Below are 19,922 nucleotides of genomic sequence, written 5' to 3' on the forward strand. Positions count from 1 at the left end.
CTTCCGCGCGCTCGACGCGGCCCGCAAGGAAGGCGACAAGGCGAAGGAAAAGGCGCTGATCGAAAAGATCGACAACTTCCAGACCCATGTCGTGCCCGTCATCGCCGACATCGACGCTGGTTTTGGCAATGCCGAGGCGACCTACCTGCTCGCCAAGAAGATGATCGAGGCAGGTGCGTGTGCCCTGCAGATCGAGAATCAGGTCTCCGACGAAAAGCAGTGTGGCCACCAGGACGGCAAGGTGACCGTGCCGCACGAGGTGTTCCTGGCGAAGATCCGGGCCTGCCGTCATGCTTTCCTCGAACTGGGCGTCGAGGACGGCATCGTCGTGACCCGCACCGACTCGCTCGGCGCAGGCCTCACGCAGCAGATAGCTGTGAGCCACAAGCCCGGCGACCTCGGCGATCAGTACAACAGCTTCCTGGATTGCGAGGAAGTGACGGCCGCCAACTCCAGGAATGGCGATGTCATCATCAACCGCAATGGCAAGATGATGCGTCCGAAGCGGCTTGCCAGCAACCTCTATCAGTTCCGTGCCGGCACTGGCGAAGATCGCTGCGTGCTCGACTGCATCACCTCGCTGCAGAACGGTGCCGACCTGCTGTGGATCGAGACCGAGAAGCCGCATATCGAGCAGATCGCCAGGATGGTTGACCGCATTCGCGAGGTGATTCCGAACGCGAAGCTGGCCTACAACAACTCGCCATCGTTCAACTGGACGCTGAACTTCCGTTGGCAGGTGTACGACGCGATGAAGGAAGCCGGCAAGGATGTCAGCAAGTACAATCGAGCCGACCTGATGAAGCCGGAATACGACGATACGCCGCTGGGCATTGAAGCCGACGAGCGCATCCGCACCTTCCAGGCCGATTCAGCGAAGCGTGCTGGCATCTTCCACCATTTGATCACATTGCCGACCTATCACACGGCAGCTCTGTCGACTGATAATCTCGCGAGGGAGTATTTCGGCGAGCAGGGCATGCTGGGCTATGTGAAGAATGTTCAGCGCCAGGAGATCCGTCAGGGTATCGCCTGCGTCAAGCATCAGAACATGGCCGGCTCCGATATCGGCGACGTTCACAAGGAATATTTCGCCGGTGAAGCCGCTCTGAAGGCGGGCGGCGCCCACAACACGATGAACCAGTTCGGCTAACGCTGGAATTGATCAGTCTGGAGTCAGGTCTGATTCCAGGCTGATCACGCTACTCGGACAACAGGAGACTACGATGACCAAAGGCAGCAATTTCTGGGTGATTGGCGGCGAGTTCGGTTCGATGAACTTCCACAAGCTCGTGGAAGGCTCGGCTCAGGTGCAGGGTCCGTTCAAGACCCGCAAGGAAGCCGAGGATGCGTGGCGCGTGGTCTCGGAAGAGAACCGCCACAAGGCCGGCGTCCGCTTCTCCATCGTGGAAGAGCCCGCCCGCGTTTCGGCCTGATCGCGCTCAAGAAGACGTCCAAGGACGAAGCGGTCCCATCCGGCTTTCCGGCTGGGGCCGCTTTCGTCTCTTTCCGCCCTTCCGCTTGCGGGGGGATAAAGCTGAAGGCGTAAGTCGTTGGGAATAAACGGCCTTTGCGGAAAGCATGGTTACTGATAGGTTAAGCCGGTTCGGGACCCATCAGGACAAAGGCGATCCAGCGTATGTCAGACGCGGCAAATACCGGAAGCAGTGCTGCCAGCGAAGCCCGCCCGGTCCGGCTGCGCGATGCGCTCCGGCAGGCGCGGATCGAGGCCGCCGACCGCACCGGCGTCGTGGTCGACCTGCGCGACGCCGAAGTGGCGCGGCTGGAAATTCTCAACGAGGCGCTCGACCCGCTGTTTGGGCAAATTCCGGCCGAGGTCGACCTGTTCGATCGCGGCATCAGCCAGGGCGATACGCCGCGGCTGTGGATCGACGTCGTCGCGCATGTGATGATGGGTCGCGACAAGCGCATCTACCGTTTCGTGCAGGACACCCGCTTCGGCCGCATCGTGATCGCCGAGTCTCACGAAGTGGCAATAATCGTCGATGCCGTCACCGATTATGTCGCGCGCCGCATGATCGAGCGCGAGCATGCGCTGGTCGCGAGCCCTGGGCCGGCGCCAGCCGTGACCGGCAAGCGGCGCCGCGGCGGGTTCTGGAGCTTCGCGCTCGGCTTCATTGCCGGCGCGCTGGCGCTGTTCGCGCTGGCGCTGTTTGCGACCTTGCGCAATCTCTAGGAGAGCCGCGTCTTCTGCAATTCCTTGACGCCCGCTCCATCCCCGAATCCGCGCACCGTCTGCTCGACCCGCCAGGCCTCGCCGTCGCGCTCGATCGAAAACAGATTATAGGCGGCGCCGGGATAGCGGCCATGCGCGACCGCCGACGCCGACGGCACGCCGACGACGGGTATCGCGCCCTTCGGCCCGTCGATCCAGATCGTCGAATGCAAATGGTCATGGCCGTGCAGGACCAGCTCCACCCCATGCTGCTTCAGCAACGCGAGCAGCAGGTCAGAATCGGTCAACCGCTTCATGCGCGAATCCGACCGCAGCGGGTGATGGATCAGCAGCACGCGGAACGCCTGTTCGGCGGAAAGCCCGGCCAGCATCCGCTCGAGCTCATGCAGTTGAGCACGGCCGAGCCGTCCCGTCGCCATCAGCGGCGGCGTCGGGACGGCCGTCGATACGCTGATCAGCGCCAGCGGGCCGCGCCGGCGCAGCGACGGAAATGTGCCGGCGCCGGCTGCGGCGTCGCCGTCGAGATAGCTTCCCCAGGCTTCCGCAAAGCGGTGCCGGGTGACGCGAACATACGCGTCGTGATTGCCGGGGATCACCGTGACCCGATCGGGGCCGCCGACGCTTTCCAGCCACGCCCGCGACGGCGGAAATTCGGCTTCGAGCGCGAGATTGACGAGATCGCCGGTGATCGCGATGTGATCGGGCATCTCGGCCTGCATGTCCGACACCAGCGCATCCAGCACCTCGCGCCGATGGTACTTGTGCCGATTGCGCGTCCAGTTGAGATACCCGAACGCGCGCTTTCCCGCGAGATCGCGCAGCCCGGCTGGTGGCAGCGGCGGCAGATGTGGATCGGACAAATGGGCCAGCTTGAATGCCGCCATCACATTCGTCCCACTGGGGGAGCTGCGAGACCAGGCCGATGCGCGATCATCTCGTGATATCCTGAGCGTTCCGGGAATGTAATGACAAGCGGGTCGAGGCGATGCAAGGATCAAACGCGATGGTCGGAAACCCGGAAGTCAGATGGCAATGAGCCTGCAAGCCTTGCGAAGCCGCTTTGAGCCGGTGCTGCGGCGAGGTTTCCATTTCTACTGGCGCTTCGCCCGCGGCATGACGCTAGGGGTCCGTGCGGTCGTGCTGGATGCCGACAACCGGGTGTTTCTGGTGAAGCACAGCTATGTCGCGGGCTGGCATTTGCCAGGCGGCGGCGTCGAGGTCGGCGAAACGTTCCGCGACGCGCTCACGCGCGAACTGGCGGAGGAAGGGCGCATTGAACTTCTGCAAGAGCCGGCGCTGCATGGAATTTTCCTGAACCGTCACATCTCCCGCCGTGACCACGTCGCGGTCTATCTGGTCATGCATTTCCGTCAGGACCGGCTGCCCGAGCCGAACCGCGAGATCGCGGCCTGCGGCTTCTTCGCGGTGGGCGCGTTGCCGGCGGACACAACCCAGGGTACCCGGCTGCGGATATCGGAGGTGCTCGAAGGCAGCGCGCCGATTGCGACCTGGCGTTAGGTCTTGCGGGTATCCGCGGATTTGGCGACAAGCCTGTGTGAGCACCGTGCTCGAGGAAAGAGCGATGCGATATTTGAAGGCCTTCTGCGGCCTGCTGTGCTTTCTGGTGTTGGCGAGCAACGTCTGGTCGATGTCGCGCTGGAGCGAAGCCCGCGGCGTCTACGACGACATCTGCTATCTGCGGCAGGCTCATCTGTTCCAGCGATTCGGGCTTGGCGGCCTGGACACCGACATCTCCCGGGATGACGACCACTATCTGGCCTCTAAATTGAAACAGATCGGTTTCCCGGCCTCGAGCGATCCGGCCACGGTGCCCTGCCACAACTTGATGCCCGCGACGAAAAAGTGGGTGATCCAATATCCGCCGGGGACGGGTTTCTTGCTGGCGCTATTTCCGCAGGGATTTCAGGTGATCCCGCTCTACGCAACAGCGGCCATTATTGTCTTCGGCTTCGCGCTGGCCGCAGTCAACTACGCCTCTACAATTCCTTCGTTGATCCTTGCGACCGTTTTTGGCGATACGGCCATCTACCTGATGATCAACCCCGCCAAGGCGAGCTACTCGATAGCTCCCACCATGGTGGTCTGCGCCCTCTCAGGTTTTCTCACCGCCAGGCTCTTCCTTGCCAAGCGGCCGCGCGATCGCCTGCTTCTAACGGGGACCGTCGGTCTCCTGATCGGTCTGGCCGTCAATTTCAGATTGCCTAACCTGTTCCTGTCGTCCGGATTTTTTGTGTTCTTCTTCGCTGCATTCCTGCTGTCGCGGAAGATAGAGACCGTCCTGCAGGGCGCGATGTTCGGGGTCGCACTCCTGGTGGGCATGGCGCCGACGCTGCTTGCGAATGCGATCAATGCCGGCAGTCCTTTCTCGACGACTTATGGAGCCGTTGATGTGATGCCCCCCGAGCTCAGCTTCGGCGTCATCTGGCACTATCTCGCCGACATGCAATTCGTCCTGCTCGTGCTGGCGGGTGTGTGGACCTTCGTGACGCTGCGCCGGACCGGCGGCAACGCCGCCAGGCAAACGGCGCTGGTCACGGCTGCGAACCTGCTGGTGAATTTGGCCTTCTTCCTGACCCATCCCGTGTTCACGCCTTATTATACAATCCCTGTCGCAATGCTCTCGTTGTGGAGCCTGCTGTTCGCCGCCCTGCTGGCTCCGGCGGAAGCGGTGGACGATGGGCTGGCCGGGCGGGCGGCAAGGGCCTGACCATGCTATGGAAAGCTGAGTCGGCAGGCTTCGACGGGCAGGCGTTTCGGCCATGACACCATCATCGATGCGGATCGCGGTTCTGGTGCCGTGCTTCAACGAGGAGGCCGCGGTCGCAACCGTCGTTGCCGATTTTCGCAAGGCGCTGCCAACCGCCGGGATATTCGTCTACGACAACAATTCGTCGGACCGCACCGTTGCGGTGGCGCGCGAGGCGGGCGCCCAGGTGCGCAGCGAGCGCCGCCAGGGCAAGGGCCACGTGGTCCGGCGCATGTTCGCCGACATCGACGCCGATATCTACGTGCTGGTTGACGGCGACGCCACCTATGACGCCGCCAGCGCCCCGCGCATGATCGATAGGTTGATTTCTGATCATCTCGACATGGTCGTCGGTTTCCGCGTCGATCAGGTGCAGGCCGCCTACCGGCCGGGCCACCGCACCGGCAACTGGATGCTGACCCGCTTTCTGTCGGCGGTGTTCGGCCAGGCCTTCAAGGATATTCTTTCCGGCTATCGGGTCTTCTCGCGCCGCTTCGTCAAATCCTTTCCGGTGCTGTCGGATGGCTTCGAGATCGAAACCGAGCTGACCGTGCACGCGCTCGAACTGGCGCTGCCGGTCGCCGAAATCGAAACGCCGTATTACGCGCGGCCCGAGGGATCGTTCAGCAAGCTCAACACCTGGCGCGACGGCTTCCGGATTCTCGGCACCATCCTGAAACTTTATCGCTCGGAAAAGCCGCTGCGTTTTTTCACCGCGATCGGGATCTTTCTGACGCTGGTCTCGATCGGGCTCGCGATCCCGGTCATCGTCACCTACCTCGAGGAAGGCATCGTTCCCCGGCTGCCGACCGCAGTTCTGTCGATGGGGCTGATGATCGTGGCGGTGCTGTCGGTGTCGTCGGGGCTGGTGCTGGATACGGTGACGCGCGGCCGCCGCGAGATGAAACTGCTGGCCTATCTGTCGCAAGCTCCCCTCAACAAGAGCTGACGTAGTTCGAAATTGGCGGGGGCGGGAGATGGACCGCGCCTCCGCCAGATGCTATCCCGCGCCCCATGAGCGATCTCTCCCTGACCATACTGGCTGAAACCGCCAACGACGCGCAGGCGATCGAACGGCTGCACGAGCGCACCTTCGGACCCGGCCGCTTCGTGCTGAGCGCGTACCGGCTGCGCGAGCACGTCGATCATCTGCTCGATCTGTCGTTCACGGCCTGGATCGGCACGCTGCTGGTCGGCTCGGTGCGCCAATTGCCGGTTTGCATTGGCGACACCAAGGCATTGCTGCTGGGGCCGCTGACGGTCGAGCCGCCGTTCCGCAGCCGCGGCGTCGGGCGCGCGCTGCTCGATCGCGCGTTGAAGGACGCCAAGGCAAAGGGACATCGCCTGGTGCTGTTGGTGGGCGACGAGGCCTATTACGGCCGCGTCGGTTTCAAGCCGGTCCCGAAGGGCCGGGCGGCCATGCCGGGACCGGTCGACTACAGCCGTCTCCTGGTGGCGGAACTCGTCGATGGCGCGTTCACCGATGTTTCCGGCGCGATCCGTCCGGACTGGAGCCTGGCGCGAACTTCGTAAGCGCCGGCCTGCGTCACAGCTTCTGCGAAATGCCGACAAAAAAGCCGCGTCGCGGCCCGAACTGCGGCGCGAAGACGCCGATGCCCGAGCCATCCCTGATCTCGTAGATATGGTCGAACAGGTTCACGACGTCGAACCGCAGCGTGGTCGGCTTGGTCCATCCCGGGAAAAGATATTCGTGGGAGATGCCGAGATTGACCTGCGTGTATGACGGCACGTGATCGGTATTGGCAAAACCGGAGCGGTTACCGCTGCCGTAGACCATCGAGGCGGAGAAGCGGGTGCCGTTCCACAGATAAGAGGCGCCGGCCGATGCGGTCAGGATCTGGGCGTGGTCGGTGTAGATATGGTGATTGGCGATAAAGGCGAGTTCGTCGGGTGCGAACAGAAACTGGTTCGACACGATATTCGTGGCGATCTGCTTGGCCCAGGCAAGGTTGCCGTAGATCCTGAAATTGCCGTTGGTGTAGGACGATTTGAGTTCGAGACCCATGTTCTCCGCGCGCTCGTAGTTGAACGCGGTCAGCACATAGGCCGCGCCGAACTGGCCGTCGTCGAGCAGGCCGCGCGCGGTCTTGTAGTAGGCGTCGATGCCGACTTCGAGGCCCGGTACCGCGTGGATATTCTGATCGACGCCGACATCGAACACGTGGGAGCGCTCCGGCAAGACCGGATCGTTGACGGCAACGGCCGGTTGCTGCGTGGTGTTCTGCACCAGCGCGAGATTGGTCGGCGCCGCCAGCACCTGCGGCGGGGGTGTGAAGTTTCGCGCGTAGCCGGCGTGGAACGTGGTGCCGTCGTACGGCTTCCAGGTCAGGCTGGCGCGCGGGCTGAGCTGGTTGGCGTCGACATACTGGAACATCTGGTCGAACCGCAAGCCGGCGTTCAGGGTCAAATGATCAGTGATCTTCCATTCGTCCTGCAGATAGGTACCGAACAGCCAGCCGGTCTTGGCGCTTGAATCAAGCACGGAGAACGGCGCATCGACCGGTGCGCCCATGGCATCGAGCGGCAATACGGTGGACGTATTGTTGACCAGCGTGCGCTCGGCGCTTGCGGAAAAGCCAAACCGCAAAGTGTGGGAATAGCCGATGCGATAAGCGGTGTCTTCCTGGATGCCGTCGACCTGGCTGCGGCGGTAGACGTCGGAGGCGACGCCGTTGAACACGAGATCGCCGACCGTATCGGGCATGAAGTGCAACCGGCTGTAGCGGTTGAAATAGGAGATCTGGGTATCGAACCCCTCGGCCGATTTCTGATAGGCCAGAACGTTGAACTGGTTGAACTCGTTCTGCCGTTCGTCGAGCAGCGCCGAATTGAAATTGGATACGCCAAAGGCCGTGAAAGCCGGCGCCTGTCCGGGATTGTTCGGAATCTGGTACGCGCTGTTCGAGACGCCGCTGATAAAGGTCAGGCGGCTGGTGGGATCGATCACCGTCGAAAGGTATGCAAAACCCTTTTCCTGGTCCGTATGGTCGTGGATCGCCGAATAGGCCGGGGTTGGATTTTCGATTCCCACATTGCTTCCGAAATAGCGCCCCGAGACAAAAAACTGGGTCTGTCCGGCGGTGCCGCCATATTCGAAACTCGGCGTGATGGTGCCGTGGCTGCCGCCGTAGGCGCTGACGCTGCCGGAGTTGTTGAAGGCGTCGGCCTTGGTCTGGATGTCCAGCACGCCCGCGGTGCGCAGGCCGTATTGCGCCGGCAGCGCGCCGGTAATCAGGGCAAGGCTGCCGACGATGCCGGTATCGAGGATCTGCCCAAAGCCGCCGACGCCGTCGGGCAGCATGATGCCGTTGATGCGATATTGCAGATTGGCGTGTTCGTTGCGGACGTGCAGTTCGCCGCTGGCGGCGGAGTCCTGCGATACGCCCGGCGTCTGCAACAGGACCTTGTCGAGAGTCGTATTGGCGCCTTGTGGGAGCGCCTCGATCGCCTGGTGATTGACCTGATACGAATTGGCGCCGACCGGCGCCACGATGCTGCGGCGCGCGTCGTCGAACTTCTCGTTCTGCCCCGCGACCGCCTGCGCCTCGGTCTGCGGCGGCACGGCGGGTGTCTCGCGGCGCTGCCCCGTGACGACGCGCGTCTTGGGTGGGCGCGGTGGCTGCGCGCGCCGTGGCGCCACGACTTCGATCTCCGGGAGTGCGGTGACGCCGGTCTCTGCGGGCGCTGGCGTCGTTGTGGACGAGGGCGCGGCGGCCGTAGGCGTGGTGGGTGCGGACGTTTGCGACAGCGCTGTGCCGGTGATGCAGACCATCAGCGAGGCGGCGCCGCAGCCCGCCAACATGGGTCTTACGAGTACTGACATTATCCCGATCCTGAAGGCCGCCGTCCAATTCGTTGTCGACGAATTCGAGCAAGCGCCTGCCGTCATTATCAGACGGACCGATTTCGATTCGCCGGATGGACCGCCCTCTGTGGCGCGGCAAGCATCCGGAGGAGCTCAATCAATCGAGGTCAGGAGACAGGGGGCGCGCGCGGCTGGAAGGCGACGCGGGCCGAGTTCAGATGGATGAACTCGGCATCGGTGGTCTGGTAAAGAAACTCGACCGCCTGCGGAAGCAGCAAGAGCGGCGGCGTCGCGAACAGCACATTGTTCGCCAGCGCCATGACTGCGCAGATCGCGCAAGTATCGCCCGGCTGCTGGCCGGAATCGCGATCGGGCGCCGGTTGCTGCTGGGCGGACTGGTCAACCGCGTCGGCGGCGGGGAGGCCGTTGGCCCCATAAGTACCGCTCTGTAACGAACCGAACTGGATGGCGGGCGCGGCCTGTACGGCGTGGAAATGTCCGAACGAAAGCACAAACTGAACAGCTAGCGCTAAAAGCGCGAGCCGCGAGCCATGCTTGATGTTCGATCGCAACCACTTCATGCCGATACCCTACGCCGGACACACCAAGAGATCTCGGCTGTTCCAACGTTATAATGTAACATCGCAGGGACTGGCGGAGGGTGTCAACCGTAGGGGGTCCGCGCCTGATGAAGATTCGCCGGGCATGTGTGATTCGCGCAACGCCACGCGGGACTTGTACTCAGCGGCCCTCGCGCAGCCAGGTGGCCGCGAATCCCCCGAGCAGCAGCAAGAGTCCGATCAGGCCGGCGAACAAGGGCAGCACGCCGACGCCCTTGATGACGCTGGCGTCGCGCATCCGCACCCCCATCCAGCCGTCGCCGCGGAAAACGCTCGATGCGCGCACCGGCACGATGCGCGGAAGGTCGATGCTGGAGCCGTCGACGACGCGCCGTGCGTCACCGCCGGTGGCCTGCGCCAGGGGCTTGAGCATGTCGGTCGTGGAAGTGACTTCGGAAAATTCCTTGGGGTTGGTGGGGCCGACATTGATCAGCGCTTTCAGCGTGCCGTCGGTCGCCTGCCACAGGCCGAGTTCGTTGGCGGGAAGCGTGGAGCGCCACGTTCCCGGCTCGCTCTCGCTCAGCGTCAGTTGGCGCGTTGCGCCGGTGGGCGACGTCACCGTCACCGGCGCGACGTTGTCGGCCATGGTCTGGCGCAGCACCACAAGATCGTGTCCCTGGACCTGCAGCCGCAGCGCTTCCTCGTCGAGATCGGGCTGCTTCATCAGCCAGTGCGACATTCGCCGCAGCAAATCGAGATGCGGTCCGCCGCCCTCATAGCCGCGCGCCCACAACCAGATATGGTCCGACAACAGCAGCGCGACGCGGCCTTCGCCATATCGTGACAGCAACAGCAACGGCTTGCCGTCGGCGCCCGTCATCAGCGGCGGCGTGGTCGCGTTGCGCGTATCGACGGTGCGGAAGAACCGGCTCCAGTGCGGCGGCTCCGAGGCGGACCCTTCCAGTCCGCGCGTCACCGGATGGCGTTTTCCGGCGTCGCTCAAATGCGCGTAATAGGGCTTCTCGGTCACGCCGACGGGCTCCGCCGGCAGCACCGAATCCAGCGGCGTGCGCCAGATGCTGGTGGTCGACGCGTAATCGGGGCCGGCTGAAACCAGCACCGCGCCGCCGGCGCGGACGTAGCGCGCGATGTTGTCGAAATAGGCGATCGGCAGCACGCCCTGGCGGGCGTAGCGGTCGAAGATGATCAACTGGAATTCGTTGATCTTCTGCTGGAACAGTTCGCGGGTCGGAAACGCGATCAGCGACAATTCGTTGATGGGCGTGCCGTCCTGTTTCTCCGGCGGACGCAAAATCGTGAAATGCACGAGATCGACGCTGGCGTCGGATTTCAGCAGGTTGCGCCAGGTGCGCTCGCCGGAATGCGGCTCGCCCGAGACCAGCAGCACCCGCAATTTGTCGCGAACGCCGTCGATCGCGACCACCGCGCGGTTGTTGACCGGCGTCAGTTCGTTCTCGAGCGGCGAGGCCTCGATCTCGACGATGTTCGGGCCGGCATGCTTGATGTCGACGTCGACGCTGACGGTCTGGCCGCTGAGCACGGTGCGCTCGTTGATTACTTCGCCGTCGCGGCGCACCACCACCTTGGCGCGCTCGCCAGTGACGCCCTGGTCGTCGAGCCGGTAGGTGATGGTCTGGGGCTGTCCGACGATGCCGAAACGGGGGGCGGCGGAGATGGCGATGCGGCGGTCGCGTTCGTCCTTGCGCCCGGTGATCAGCGCATGCACCGGGGCCTGGAATCCGAGCGCGGCGGCGTTCGGCGGAATGTCGTGCACGCGCCCGTCGGTGATCAGGAAGGCGCCCGCGACGCGATCGATGGGAACGTCCGACAGCGCCGAGGAGAGCGCGCCGAACAATTTGGTGCCGTCGGTTTCGCCGTCGGCCTGGCCGGCCTCGACTACCCGCACTTCCAGCCCCTTGATCTTCTTTAGGCTATCGACCAGCGCCTCCTTGGCCTTTTCGGTCTCCTGGGTGCGGTTGCCGAAATTCTGGCTCGGGCTCTTGTCGATCACGACGGCGGCCACCGACGACAGCGGCTCGCGGTCCTCGCGGGTGAATGACGGGTTGGCGAGTGCCAAGAGGATCAGCGCCAGCGCGGCGACGCGGATCGCAGCACCCCGCGCCCGCCCGAGCAGCAGCAATGCCGCGATCACGACGATGGCGGCGACCGCGAGCCAAAGCACGAGCGAGGGAACGAGTGGGGTGAACGCGATGCCGTACTGCATATGGCGGCCTTACTGCCCGAGCCGTTCGATCAGCGCGGGCGCGTGCACCTGGTCGGCCTTGTAGTTTCCGGTCAGCGTGTACATCACGATGTTGACGCCGGACCGGAAAGCGAATTCGCGTTGCCGCGGTTCGCCCGGCGTCAGCGGCAGCATCGGCTGGCCGTCCGGGCGGATCGCCCAGGCGCCGGCAAGATCGTTCGAGGTGATGATGATCGGCGAAACGCCGTCGCCGCCGCGGGCCGGGCGCGAGGCCTCCTCGTCGTCGTCGCCGCGCGGCAACGCCTCCACCCAGGTCTGGCCGCTGTTGAAGCGGCCGGGGAAGTCGCGCAGCAGATAGAACGTCTTGGTCAGCACGTGTTCGCGCGGCACCGGCTCGAGTTCGGGCACATCGAGTGAGGCGAGGATGTTGCGTAGCGCCAGCATGCCCGGCGTCTGCGCCGCACCGTTCTCTCCCGGCGGCGCCTCGACGGCGTCGCGGGTGTCGAACAGCACGGTGCCGCCCTGCTTCATGTAGGCGTCGATCCGGTTGATGGCGTCCTGCGGCGGCTTCGCGGCCCCTGGCACGATGGGCCAGTAGATCAGCGGGAAGAATGCCAGCTCGTCATGCGCGGGGTCGATGCCGACCGGGTCGCCGGCTTCCAGCGCCGTTCGCTGCGCGAGGAACAAGGTCAGCCCGGCCATGCCCGCCTTGACGATGGAGTCGACGTCGGCGTTGCCGGTGACGACATAAGCGAGCCGGGTCTGTGACGTCGCCTTGATGGCGAAATCGTCGCTCGAGTCGGCCCGCGCCGGCCAGGGGGTTGCCAGCATCGCCGCCCCGATGATCGCGAACGTCAATGCGGCCGGCGCAGCGCGCCGTCGCAGCAGTGCCGCGATGCCGGCGCCAAGCATGGCGACGATGACGGCATCGATCAGGAACAACGCCAGCGCCGCCGACAGCAGGATGCCGCGCAGGTCGCGCGGTTCGGCATTGGTGAAGCTGGCGTGGCGCGCGCGCAGGCCCGAGGTTTCGAGCGGCGCGATCCGATCGGCGGCCGCCAGCGTGTTGACCGCGAGCGGACCGTCGGCCGGGCCGTAAAAGCCCGGCGGATGTTCCGGCGTCGCGCGGTCGCGGAAGTCGGCAGACAGTGGCTTGGCGGTCGACGGCGGCGGGCCGAACGCGCCGAAACCGTCGAGGATGTGCAGCGGTGCCACCGTTTCCGCGGTCGCATCGGCGGCGACGCCCGCGCCCGGTTTGGAGGTGTAGCCGGACATATCGACGATCCGCCGCAGCATCTCGACGAAGGTGCCCGACATCGGCAGATCGGACCAGCGCATATCGGCGCTGACATGAAACAGGGCTACGATACCCTTGCCGCGATGCTCGCCGGTTACCAGCGGCGTTCCATCCTCAAGCGAGGCCCAGCTTCTCGTCGCCAGCACCGCATCCGGCTCGGCGAGCACCTGGCGGTTGACGGTGACGTCCTTGGGTACCGCGAGGCCGGCAAACGGTCCGTCGGCGGTGAAGGCTGCGAGATGTTGCGGCTTTTCCCAGGTCAGGCTGCCGCCGAGGCTGCGGCCGCCGCGGCGTAGTTTTACCGGCACCAGATCGTCATCGGCTTGCGCCAGGCGGGGACCCGCGAAGCGCACCAGCACCCCGCCTTGCTCGATCCACGCACTGATGCGTTCGCGGATTTCGGGCGACAGCGTTCCGACGTCGGCAAGGATCATCATCGGCAGTTTCTGGTCGAGGAATTGCGTGATGACCTGTTGCGCCGCGCCTTTGTCGCCGAGCCGGACATCGGCGAACGGCCCCAGCGCGCGGGTGAGATAGAAGGTCGAGGCCAGCAGCGGCTGCGCGGTATCGCTGGACGATCCGCTGACGACGCCGATCGCGCGGCGGCGCCAGCGCTTGTCCAGGAGTTGCACCGCGCCCGCGGAGCGTTCGCCGGCGACCTCAAGCCGCGCAATGTCGTTGCGCAGCTCGACCGGCAGATCGAACGCGGCTTCGGTCTCGCGCTCCTGAGGCGCAAAGGTGTAACGGGCCTCGCCGATCGGCGAACCCTTCTGGTCGAGCGCACGCACGAGGCCCGCCGCGACGCCGCTACCGGTGCGCAGCACCTTCACCGTCATCTTCGCCGCGGCGTTCTCGGCCGCGGCCAAGGCCAGTGGTGGCGGCGTGCCGCCTTCATAAATCGTCAACGCACGATCCCCGATGGTTTTGCTCAAGGCTTCGAGAAACTCCGGACCTCGTCCCGTATCCACGCCATCCGACAACCAGGCGATTTCGCAATCGCCGGTTGTTTTCAGGAAACGCTCGATGGCGGGGAGGGTTTCAACCCGTTCGATCGAATAAGGCTTGGGCACAAACTGGCGCAGCGCCACCCGCGCGGTGCCGCCTGGCATGATCGTGATATCGCGCGCGGGCTCGGACAACGGCACCAGCGCCACGCCGCGCCGGTCGTTGTCGGCATTCGCAATCAGTTCGTCGGCGGCCTTGATCCTTGCATCCCAGCTCGAGGCGGCGCTCCAGCCGTCGTCGAGCAGGATCAAGAGCGGGGCGCGGCTGCCGCCGGCCGCGCCGGTTTCCGGATTCCAGATCGGCCCGGCGGCGGCCAGGATCACCAGCGCCGCAGCCAAAAGGCGCAAGGCCGTCAGCCACCACGGCGTCCGCGACGGCGTTTCTTCCTTCGGCGCGATGTCGAACAACAGCCGCGTCGGCGGGAACTCAATGCGCCGCGGCCGCGGCGGCATCACCCGCAACAGCCACCACAGCACCGGCAGGCTCAACAGGCCCAGGAGCAGGATCGGTTCGGCGAACGAGAGCGGCAGACCTGCGATCATGCGCGCAGCCCCGCTTTGACGGTCGCGGCGCGTGCGCTGCCCTTGCTCACCATCATGCCTGAATGCAGGAACAGCAACAGCTCGGCGGCCGACCGGCTGGTGGTGTGGGTCGAGAACAGCCAGTCCAGCTTGTTGGTCTCGTGGCGTATTTCATCGCGATGCAGCGCCACGCGCGCCACGTAATCGCCGGCCCATTTTTCCGCGCGCCCCGCGGTGATCACGCCGCCGCCTTCCGGTTCGACGAATTCGATCCGCCCTGAATAGGGAAAGCTTTCTTCGGCGGGGTCGACGATCTGCACCAGCGTGCCGTGCGCGCCGGCGGCCGACAATCCCGCCAGCATGGTTCTGATCTCCGAGATCGGCGACCAGAAATCCGACAGCACCACGATTTCGGCCAGCGCCGACGGCACGAAGGATGGCGGCAGGCTGAGGCGCGCCGCATCGTCGTGCAGCATCGCCTGCGCCATCTTGTCGATCACGGCGCCGCTTGAGGTCGGGTTCATCAGGCCGGGGATGCCGACGCGTTCGCCGCCGGCGACCAGCAGCTCGGCGAGCGCGAAGGTCACGATCAGCGCGCGTTCCAGCTTGCTGTCGCGCGCCTGTCTTGAGGCGAACGCCATCGAAGGCGAGCGGTCCGGCCAAAGCCACACCGTGTGCGCGGCCTCCCATTCCTGCTCGCGGACATAGAGATGATCGTCGCGCGCCGAGCGGCGCCAGTCGACGTTTTGCGACGGTTCGCCGGAAACGAAGCGGCGGTATTGCCAGAAACTTTCGCCGGCGCCGGCGCGGCGCCGGCCATGCAGGCCGTGGATCACGTTGGCGGCGATGCGGCGGGCCTCAAGCACAAGACGGGGCAGCGTCGCGGCGAGCGTTCGGCTTTCGCCATCGGCACGTCGGATCGCTAAAATCTCCCTCGCTTCGTGCGTGGTCCCTGCGGCCATCAACCGATCCGCGTCTTTAGTTGTTTGATTACGTCGGGAATGGTGCGGCCCTCGGCGCGCGCGGAGAATGTCAGCGCCATGCGGTGCTTGAGAATGGGCTCGGCGAGATCGAGCACGTCGTCGATCGAGGGCGCCAGACGGCCGTCGAGCAAAGCGCGGGCGCGAACCGCGAGCATCAGCGACTGGCTGGCGCGCGGACCCGGTCCCCAGGCGATCAGCTTGCCGGCGTCGCCGCCCTCAGGTCCCGGACGCGCGGAGCGCACCAGCGACAGGATCGCCTCCACCACGGAATCGCCGACCGGCAGCCGCCGCACCAGCCGCTGCGCGGCGACCAGGATCTCGGCGTTCATCGAAACCTTGGCCAGCGTCTCATCGGCGCCGGTGGTTTCGAACAGGATGCGCCGCTCGGCGTCGCGGTCGGGATAATCGACGTCGATCTCCATCAGGAAGCGGTCGAGCTGCGCTTCCGGCAGCGGATAGGTGCCTTCCTGCTCCAGCGGGTTTTGCGTCGCCAGCACATGGAACGGCTTCGGCAGATCGTGGCGGGCGCCCGCAACCGTGATGTGCTGTTCCTGCATGGCCTGCAGCAGCGCGGACTGGGTGCGCGGGCTGGCGCGGTTGATTTCGTCGGCCATCAGGAGCTGCGCGAACACCGGACCTGAGATGAAGCGGAACGAACGCTTGCCGGTGCTGCTTTCGTCCAGCACCTCGGCGCCAAGAATATCCGAAGGCATCAGGTCGGGCGTGAACTGGATGCGCTTGGCGTCAAGGCCGAGCGTGGTGCCGAGCGTTTCGACCAGCTTGGTCTTGGCAAGGCCGGGGACGCCGATCAGCAGCGCATGGCCGCCGGACAGGATCGTCACAAGGGTGTTTTCGATCACCCGGTCCTGACCGAAAATAACGGTGGAGATCGCCGCCTTCGCGGCGCGAATTTGCTCGGCGACCTGTTCGGCCGAACGGACGATCACGTCCTCGAGTTTTTCGACACTATCTGCGCCAGCCATCTGTTTCTCCTTCAAACGAGGCTTGCGACATCGCCGCTTGCATCGTCATGCCATGAACCTCATGCTAAACTTATGCGAACGCCATGTATTTGTTGAATTAAACTATCCCCACATTACCGGGTTTTCGGGGTATGAACGGCATCACGATATGGCGACCTGATAGGGGCTCCTGTGGGCGGAACCCCGCTCCAGGCGCACTTCGTATGACTTGCACCAATCGTGCCAAACCGAGGCGCTCAGACTCAGGTCAAACAATGGCGAAGCAAGGGCAGACCACCAATCATGGCCTTGACGGGCTGACGGCTGCTGCAAAGGGCGCTGCGAACGCCGGCGCCGCCGGAAAAGGGTTGCCGCCGGTGCATCTGTGGAATCCGCCGTTCTGCGGCGATCTCGACATGCGAATCGCGGGCGATGGTACGTGGTTTTACATGGGGACGCCAATCGGCAGGCCGGCGCTGGTCCGGCTGTTTTCGACCATCCTCAAGCGCGAGGACGGCAAGCACTTTCTCGTGACGCCGGTGGAGAAGGTCGGCATCCGCGTCGACGATGCGCCGTTTCTCGCGGTCGAGATGGTCAGGGAAAACGACGGCCGGGACCGGCTCTTACGCTTCCGCACCAATGTCGACGACTGGGTGACGTGCGATTCCGCCCACCGGCTGCGATTCGAGGCGGCTGCCGATGGCGGACTGACGCCCTACCTTCATGTCCGTGCCGATCTCTGGGCCAAGGTCACCCGCGCGCTCTACTACGATCTGGTTGACATGGGCGAGGAGCGGGTGGTCGATGGTCATCCGATGTTCGGCGTCACGTCAGGCGGCGAATTTTTTGCGATGGCGGATGCGGACGAGGTGAGGGGCGCGCTTTGAACGAGCCGATGCTGAAGACCGATCCGGCCGCCATCAACTCGGCGGAGTTTTTCGAACGGAGCCGGGCGCGGCTCGATTTCGAGGTCCCGCCGGGCCTGGTCGACCCCAACATCATCCCGAAGAGCGGCGATCAGGGCACCGATCGCATGCTGGAGATCATCGCCCGCGAGCAGCCGGTCCGGCCTGCCGCGGTATTGATCCCGGTGGTGGACCATCCGCAGCCGACCGTGCTGTTGACGCAGCGCGCCGCCCACCTCAACGATCACGCCGGCCAGATTTCCTTTCCCGGCGGCAAGATCGACGCGACCGACGCGTCGCCGCTCGACGCCGCGTTGCGCGAGGCCGAGGAAGAGATCGGGTTATCCCGGGAATTCGTCGATCCGATCGGTTATCTCGATCTCTACGGAACCGGTTTCGGATTTCGCATCCTGCCGACGGTGGCGCTGGTGCGGCCGGGTTTTCAGCTGCACATCAACAAGTCAGAGGTGGAGGACGCGTTCGAGGTGCCTTTGGCGTTCCTGATGGACCCCGCGAATCACCAGGTCCACAGCAAGGAATTTCGCGGCATGGAGCGCTCCTATTACGCCATGCCGTTCGCGGAACGTTATATCTGGGGCGCCACCGCCGGAATTCTGCGCGTGCTGTACGAACGGATCTGTCTGACATGATCCGTCCGGCGATCACCGAGGTCCTGATCTTCCTGATCCCGTTCGCGGTCTATGTGCTGTTTCTGCTGGCGACCCGCTCCGGACTGACGGTGCAGACGTCATGGCCGCTGCACATCATCGCCAAGCTGCTGGTGGGCTCGCTGCTGCTGGTGATCGTCAGTTTCGTGCTGCTTGCGCAGTTCTCCGGCGCGTCGCCGCATTCGACCTACATTCCCGCCCATATCGAGAACGGCAAATTCGTTCCCGGAGTTGAAAAATGAGCGATGCGCGGGTGCTCGACGACGCGCCCTGGCTCAGATCCGGTCCAGCCGCCCGCGTGCTCAAGCTGTTGAACGGCAATGGCGAGGAAGCGCGCGTGGTCGGCGGCGCGGTCCGTAACGCGCTCCTGAACATTCCGATCGGCGACATCGATATCGCGACCACCGCGCTGCCTACGGAAGTGATCCGCCGTGCCAAGGCGGCCGGCATCAAGAGCGTGCCGACCGGCATCGACCACGGGACTGTGACGCTGGTGGTCGATGCGCACCCGTTCGAGATCACCACACTGCGCGAGGATACCGAAACCTTCGGCCGCAAGGCCAAGGTCGCGTTCGGCCGCGACTGGGTCGTCGATGCGGAGCGGCGCGACTTCACCATCAACGGCCTGTCGGTCGATGCGGCCGGTATCGTGCATGACCATGTCGGCGGCCTTGACGATATCGCCGCCAGGCGCGTGCGCTTCATCGGCGACCCCGACCAGCGGATATCCGAGGATTATTTGCGCATCCTGCGGTTCTTCCGAATTCACGCCGCCTTCGGCGCCGGCGAGCCCGATCGCGCCGGCTATCTCGCCTGCATCCGCAGCCGTGCGGGCCTTGCCAGCCTTTCCGCCGAACGGATGCGGATGGAAATGGTGAAGCTGATGGTCGCCGATGGGGCGGCGGGCGCGGTTATTGCGATGGCGGATGGCGGGTTGCTGCTGCCGATTTTCGGCGGCGTCGCCTATACCGGGCCGTTCGCCAGCATGATCGCGGCGGAGCGCGCGCTGGGACTGAAGCCGGACGCGGTTCGAAGGCTGGGCGCACTCGCGGTCGCCGTCACCGAGGACGCAAGGCGGGTGGCGACGCGGCTGCGGCTTTCCAATGCCGAAACCAAGGTGCTGGATTCCATGGGCCATCGCTGGTGGCGGCTCGCCGGCATGGACGAGGCGATCGCGCGGCGCAGGCTGTACCGGCTCGGCGCGGATCGCTACCGCGACCGGCTGATGCTGGCCTGGGCGCGGGCAGGGGACGACGCCAATTCGACCCGGTGGCGGGAGCTTGCGGTCCTGCCGGAGCGCTGGACCGCGCCGAAATTTCCGCTCAGGGCGGCGGATTTCACCGCGCGCGGAATTGCCGAAGGTCCGGCGCTCGGGCAGGTGCTGGCGCTGGCCGAAGACGCGTGGCTTGCGGCGAACTTTCCGCTGGACAAGACCGCGCTCGACGCCATCGCCGACCAGACCGTAACCCGTTTCACCCGCGATCACAGGCCGTGAATCTGCTTTCCGGCTTCGCCGATATTTCCCTGGTTCAGCTGCTGCTGGTCGCCGGCGTCGCACTGTTTGCTTCCATCGTCGGGGGGCTCGCCGGTTACGGCACCGGCGCGTTGATGCCGCTGGTGCTGGTGCCGCTGATCGGCGCCGAACCGGTGGTGCCGATCATCGCGATCTCCGCCATCTTCACCAATCTGAGCCGCAGCGCCGCCTATCTGCGCCATGCCGACCGCCGCCGCGCGCTGATCGTGATTGCGGCCGCGGCGTTGACCACCGCGCTCGGCGCCTACGGCTATACGCGGCTGACCGGCACCGGCGCCGCGCTGGTGATCGGCACCATGCTGATCGCGAGCGTGCCGCTGCGCCGGCTGGCAAGGCGCCGCAATATCAGGATCGGCGACACCGGCCTGGGAATAGGCGCGGTGGGCTACGGCGTCGTGGTCGGCGGCACCTCGGGTTCGGGCGTGATCCTGCTGTCGCTGTTGATGGCGGCGGGGCTGGAAGGCGCGGGCGTG

General features: G+C 64.9%; 19 protein-coding genes. 12 read left to right on the forward strand and 7 right to left on the reverse strand.

Annotated elements, in window-relative coordinates:
• The 3 genes from QZ213_RS08505 to QZ213_RS08515 form a co-directional block, all read left to right on the forward strand.
• Positions 1–1,153: isocitrate lyase (locus QZ213_RS08505; RefSeq protein WP_291685621.1), on the forward strand; the 1,153-nt coding region annotated here is incomplete at its 5' end.
• Positions 1,154–1,226: 73 nt separating this feature from the next.
• Positions 1,227–1,436, forward strand: a complete 210-nt coding sequence (locus QZ213_RS08510; RefSeq protein WP_044540035.1) for a hypothetical protein — start codon at positions 1,227–1,229, stop codon at positions 1,434–1,436.
• A 203-nt stretch (positions 1,437–1,639) separates the two neighbouring features.
• The gene (locus tag QZ213_RS08515; protein WP_291685622.1) at positions 1,640–2,197 is read left to right on the forward strand and encodes a hypothetical protein; all 558 of its coding nucleotides are present in this window, start codon (positions 1,640–1,642) and stop codon (positions 2,195–2,197) included.
• Here QZ213_RS08515 and QZ213_RS08520 read toward each other — a convergent pair.
• On the reverse strand, positions 2,194–3,081 hold the full coding sequence (locus QZ213_RS08520; protein ID WP_291685623.1) for a metallophosphoesterase: 888 nt from the start codon (positions 3,079–3,081) through the stop codon (positions 2,194–2,196). The genes QZ213_RS08515 and QZ213_RS08520 overlap by 4 nt on opposite strands.
• A gap of 148 nt (positions 3,082–3,229) precedes the next feature.
• Here QZ213_RS08520 and QZ213_RS08525 point away from each other — a divergent pair, with 148 nt between their 5' ends.
• The 4 genes from QZ213_RS08525 (at position 3,230) to QZ213_RS08540 (ending at position 6,497) form a co-directional block, all read left to right on the forward strand.
• A complete protein-coding gene (locus QZ213_RS08525) occupies positions 3,230–3,715 on the forward strand; it encodes an NUDIX domain-containing protein (protein ID WP_291685624.1) in 486 nt (161 codons plus the stop codon).
• 64 nt (positions 3,716–3,779) lie between these two features.
• Positions 3,780–4,925: a hypothetical protein gene (locus QZ213_RS08530; protein ID WP_291685625.1), complete on the forward strand. Its 1,146-nt coding sequence runs from the start codon at positions 3,780–3,782 to the stop codon at positions 4,923–4,925.
• 52 nt (positions 4,926–4,977) lie between these two features.
• Positions 4,978–5,913: a glycosyltransferase family 2 protein gene (locus tag QZ213_RS08535; protein WP_291685626.1), complete on the forward strand. Its 936-nt coding sequence runs from the start codon at positions 4,978–4,980 to the stop codon at positions 5,911–5,913.
• Between the two features lie 65 nt (positions 5,914–5,978).
• Positions 5,979–6,497 carry an N-acetyltransferase gene (locus QZ213_RS08540; protein WP_291685627.1) on the forward strand — a complete coding sequence of 173 codons (519 nt, stop codon included), beginning with the start codon at positions 5,979–5,981 and terminating at the stop codon, positions 6,495–6,497.
• 13 nt (positions 6,498–6,510) lie between these two features.
• Here QZ213_RS08540 and QZ213_RS08545 read toward each other — a convergent pair whose 3' ends face one another.
• From QZ213_RS08545 to QZ213_RS08570, 6 genes are all read right to left on the reverse strand, one after another.
• The gene (locus QZ213_RS08545) at positions 6,511–8,787 is read right to left on the reverse strand and encodes a TonB-dependent receptor (RefSeq protein ID WP_291685628.1); all 2,277 of its coding nucleotides are present in this window, start codon (positions 8,785–8,787) and stop codon (positions 6,511–6,513) included.
• Positions 8,788–8,957: 170 nt separating this feature from the next.
• Positions 8,958–9,371 carry a DUF2946 domain-containing protein gene (locus QZ213_RS08550; protein WP_291685629.1) on the reverse strand — a complete coding sequence of 138 codons (414 nt, stop codon included), beginning with the start codon at positions 9,369–9,371 and terminating at the stop codon, positions 8,958–8,960.
• A 160-nt stretch (positions 9,372–9,531) separates the two neighbouring features.
• Positions 9,532–11,595: a hypothetical protein gene (locus tag QZ213_RS08555; protein ID WP_291685630.1), complete on the reverse strand. Its 2,064-nt coding sequence runs from the start codon at positions 11,593–11,595 to the stop codon at positions 9,532–9,534.
• Positions 11,596–11,604: 9 nt separating this feature from the next.
• The gene (locus QZ213_RS08560) at positions 11,605–14,415 is read right to left on the reverse strand and encodes a DUF4159 domain-containing protein (RefSeq protein WP_291685638.1); all 2,811 of its coding nucleotides are present in this window, start codon (positions 14,413–14,415) and stop codon (positions 11,605–11,607) included.
• Positions 14,415–15,359, reverse strand: coding sequence for a DUF58 domain-containing protein (locus QZ213_RS08565; protein ID WP_291685631.1), 945 nt, complete (start codon positions 15,357–15,359; stop codon positions 14,415–14,417). Before QZ213_RS08565 ends, QZ213_RS08560 begins: the two co-directional genes overlap by 1 nt.
• A complete protein-coding gene (locus QZ213_RS08570; RefSeq protein WP_291685632.1) occupies positions 15,359–16,363 on the reverse strand; it encodes a MoxR family ATPase in 1,005 nt (334 codons plus the stop codon). The genes QZ213_RS08565 and QZ213_RS08570 overlap by 1 nt, the downstream gene beginning before the upstream one ends.
• Before the next feature lie 254 nt (positions 16,364–16,617).
• Between QZ213_RS08570 and QZ213_RS08575 the strand changes: the two genes are divergently transcribed.
• From QZ213_RS08575 to QZ213_RS08595, 5 genes are all read left to right on the forward strand, one after another.
• On the forward strand, positions 16,618–17,229 hold the full coding sequence (locus QZ213_RS08575) for a DUF1285 domain-containing protein (protein WP_291685633.1): 612 nt from the start codon (positions 16,618–16,620) through the stop codon (positions 17,227–17,229).
• Positions 17,226–17,897: a CoA pyrophosphatase gene (locus QZ213_RS08580; protein ID WP_291685634.1), complete on the forward strand. Its 672-nt coding sequence runs from the start codon at positions 17,226–17,228 to the stop codon at positions 17,895–17,897. The genes QZ213_RS08575 and QZ213_RS08580 overlap by 4 nt, the downstream gene beginning before the upstream one ends.
• Entirely contained in the window at positions 17,894–18,157 is a 264-nt protein-coding gene (locus QZ213_RS08585) for a DUF6111 family protein (RefSeq protein ID WP_291685635.1), read from the forward strand. The genes QZ213_RS08580 and QZ213_RS08585 overlap by 4 nt, the downstream gene beginning before the upstream one ends.
• The gene (locus QZ213_RS08590; protein WP_291685636.1) at positions 18,154–19,410 is read left to right on the forward strand and encodes a CCA tRNA nucleotidyltransferase; all 1,257 of its coding nucleotides are present in this window, start codon (positions 18,154–18,156) and stop codon (positions 19,408–19,410) included. Before QZ213_RS08585 ends, QZ213_RS08590 begins: the two co-directional genes overlap by 4 nt.
• Positions 19,407–19,922 (forward strand): TSUP family transporter (locus QZ213_RS08595; RefSeq protein ID WP_291685637.1); only part of this gene is annotated, 516 nt, incomplete at its 3' end. The genes QZ213_RS08590 and QZ213_RS08595, both read left to right, overlap by 4 nt.

This window comes from Bradyrhizobium sp. (assembly GCF_017881085.1).
Classification (GTDB): domain Bacteria; phylum Pseudomonadota; class Alphaproteobacteria; order Rhizobiales; family Xanthobacteraceae; genus Bradyrhizobium.

Bases quoted from the DNA above. Each gene is read 5' to 3' on its own strand.
- QZ213_RS08510 (WP_044540035.1), top strand. From the start codon at position 1,227: ATGACCAAAGGCAGCAATTTCTGGGTGATTGGCGGCGAGTTCGGTTCG.
- QZ213_RS08515 (WP_291685622.1), top strand. From the start codon at position 1,640: ATGTCAGACGCGGCAAATACCGGAAGCAGTGCTGCCAGCGAAGCCCGC.
- QZ213_RS08520 (WP_291685623.1), bottom strand. From the start codon at position 3,081: ATGGCGGCATTCAAGCTGGCCCATTTGTCCGATCCACATCTGCCGCCG.
- QZ213_RS08525 (WP_291685624.1), top strand. From the start codon at position 3,230: ATGAGCCTGCAAGCCTTGCGAAGCCGCTTTGAGCCGGTGCTGCGGCGA.
- QZ213_RS08530 (WP_291685625.1), top strand. From the start codon at position 3,780: ATGCGATATTTGAAGGCCTTCTGCGGCCTGCTGTGCTTTCTGGTGTTG.
- QZ213_RS08535 (WP_291685626.1), top strand. From the start codon at position 4,978: ATGACACCATCATCGATGCGGATCGCGGTTCTGGTGCCGTGCTTCAAC.
- QZ213_RS08540 (WP_291685627.1), top strand. From the start codon at position 5,979: ATGAGCGATCTCTCCCTGACCATACTGGCTGAAACCGCCAACGACGCG.
- QZ213_RS08545 (WP_291685628.1), bottom strand. From the start codon at position 8,787: ATGTTGGCGGGCTGCGGCGCCGCCTCGCTGATGGTCTGCATCACCGGC.
- QZ213_RS08550 (WP_291685629.1), bottom strand. From the start codon at position 9,371: ATGAAGTGGTTGCGATCGAACATCAAGCATGGCTCGCGGCTCGCGCTT.
- QZ213_RS08555 (WP_291685630.1), bottom strand. From the start codon at position 11,595: ATGCAGTACGGCATCGCGTTCACCCCACTCGTTCCCTCGCTCGTGCTT.
- QZ213_RS08565 (WP_291685631.1), bottom strand. From the start codon at position 15,359: ATGGCCGCAGGGACCACGCACGAAGCGAGGGAGATTTTAGCGATCCGA.
- QZ213_RS08570 (WP_291685632.1), bottom strand. From the start codon at position 16,363: ATGGCTGGCGCAGATAGTGTCGAAAAACTCGAGGACGTGATCGTCCGT.
- QZ213_RS08575 (WP_291685633.1), top strand. From the start codon at position 16,618: ATGGCGAAGCAAGGGCAGACCACCAATCATGGCCTTGACGGGCTGACG.
- QZ213_RS08585 (WP_291685635.1), top strand. From the start codon at position 17,894: ATGATCCGTCCGGCGATCACCGAGGTCCTGATCTTCCTGATCCCGTTC.
- QZ213_RS08590 (WP_291685636.1), top strand. From the start codon at position 18,154: ATGAGCGATGCGCGGGTGCTCGACGACGCGCCCTGGCTCAGATCCGGT.